Genomic DNA, 1,727 nt, shown 5'->3' on the forward strand with positions numbered 1-1,727 from the left:
TCCTGCCGGCATCTTCCCGCGTGAGGGTTTCCAGCATTCTGGTCACAGGGATGTTCCTTTTGTGGAAATGGCTCTGTGTTGCCGTCGCCCTCGATGCCGGCGACCGCGCTCGGGGCGGATGACCGCGGCGGAGCCGAAGCTTGGCCGCGGTCAACTGGCCATTCATCGATCACTGAGATCAAAGATCACTGAGATCAAAGGCCGTCATCAGGACGCTTCGCGCTCTGCCAGCGCCTTGATGAGCCGCGCGGCTGCCTCGGCCGAAGAGGCCGGGTTCTGCCCGGTGATCAGCAGACCGTCCTGCACGACGAAGGAGGCCCAGTCCGGGCCATTGACGAACGCGCCGCCCTTGGCTTTCAACGTGTCCTCGACCAGGTAGGGAACAACCTCGGTCAGGCCCACGCCGGCCTCTTCCGAATTGGTGAAGCCCGTGACTTCGCGTCCTTCGACCAGCGGTCGACCGTCACTGCCCTTGACGTCGCGCAGCACGCCGGGAGCGTGGCAGACCAGTGCAAACGGCTTGCCCGCCTGGTTGAATGCCTCGATCAGAGCGACCGAATCCGCATCCTCGGTCAAATCCCAGAGCGGACCGTGGCCACCGGGATAGAACACGGTGTCATAGTCGCCTTCGTTCACGTCAGCGAGCCTCAGCGTCGCGGCCAGCGCCGCGTTTGCTTCGGCATCCGCCTCGAAGCGGCGGGTGTGGTCTGTCTGGAAATCGGGCGAATTGCTGACCGGGTCCAGCGGCGGCTGTCCGCCCTTGGGAGAAGCCAGGGTGATTTCGGCGCCGGCATCCTTGAAGGTATAGTAAGGTGCGGCAAGCTCCTCGAGCCAGAAGCCGGTCTTGCGGCCGGTATCGCCGAGTTCGTCGTGCGACGTCAGTATCATCAAAACCTTCATGTCTCTTTTCCTTGTTTCAGTCGTTTGTTTCGGTTGTGGGGGCTATCCCCGGTGTAGACCCGCATCACGGGCCAGAGGTCGGGCGCAGTCCTGCCCTTCCGCATCTCAATTAGTAGACCAGTCGGCTATTTTATACGCGCAAATGATGCCGTCGGTGCCGTGCCGGGCCGTCCTTCAGCCCAGCGTGTTTCTTGTCTCGGTCATCGCCGCTCTCAGCGGCGTGCCATCCCGGGTGATCTTGGCCAGAAGGCTCGCCCCCAGCCAGGATTGGTACAGGCTCGTCGCAACGTGGTGCGGTTGCCCGGTGATGCGGAGCGATCCGTCCGCGATCCCCGCCTCGATCATCTCGGCGATCCGTCCCGTGATCTGCCCCGTCCCGTCCAACAGAACCCGGCGCATCGCTTCGGAAAGATCGGACACCTCCGCCGCCAGCTTGACCACCAGGCATTTGCTTTGCGGATCATCTGCCGTCTGGGAATCCAGCCAGCGCCCCCAATACGCGAGGAGCTTTTCCGCCCCGGTCAGGTCGTCCCGGGCGATGATTTCGTCCATCGCAGCCAGATAGGTCTCGAAGTATCTTTCCAGCAGTGCCTTTCCAAACTCCTCCTTGGACCGGAAGTAATGGTAGAAAGAACCCTTCGGGACATCCGACGCCTTGAGTATCTCGTTCAACCCCACGGCCGAGAAGCCCTTCCCGTTCATGATGGCCTGCGCGGTTGCAAGGATGTGTTCCCTGACGCCAGTGTTATGTCGATCATCTTTCATGGACCGGGATATAGTGTCGAATAGACCAGTCGTCTAGGGCCCAGGCGAAAATAATCTCCCAA

Annotated in this window: 2 protein-coding genes; both read right to left on the bottom strand. The window is 61.5% G+C overall.

The genetic code is table 11. The features are described 5' to 3' along the window. Positions 1 to 207: 207 nt before the first annotated feature. Positions 208 to 900 carry a type 1 glutamine amidotransferase domain-containing protein gene (locus tag ACFSGJ_RS17160; RefSeq protein ID WP_390264672.1) on the bottom strand — a complete coding sequence of 231 codons (693 nt, stop codon included), beginning with the start codon at positions 898 to 900 and terminating at the stop codon, positions 208 to 210. Positions 901 to 1,074: 174 nt separating this feature from the next. Continuing rightward, positions 1,075 to 1,665: a TetR/AcrR family transcriptional regulator gene (locus ACFSGJ_RS17165; RefSeq protein ID WP_390264675.1), complete on the bottom strand. Its 591-nt coding sequence runs from the start codon at positions 1,663 to 1,665 to the stop codon at positions 1,075 to 1,077. Positions 1,666 to 1,727 lie beyond the last annotated feature (62 nt).

The organism is Halodurantibacterium flavum, from assembly GCF_042681825.1.
GTDB lineage: Bacteria > Pseudomonadota > Alphaproteobacteria > Rhodobacterales > Rhodobacteraceae > Halodurantibacterium > Halodurantibacterium flavum.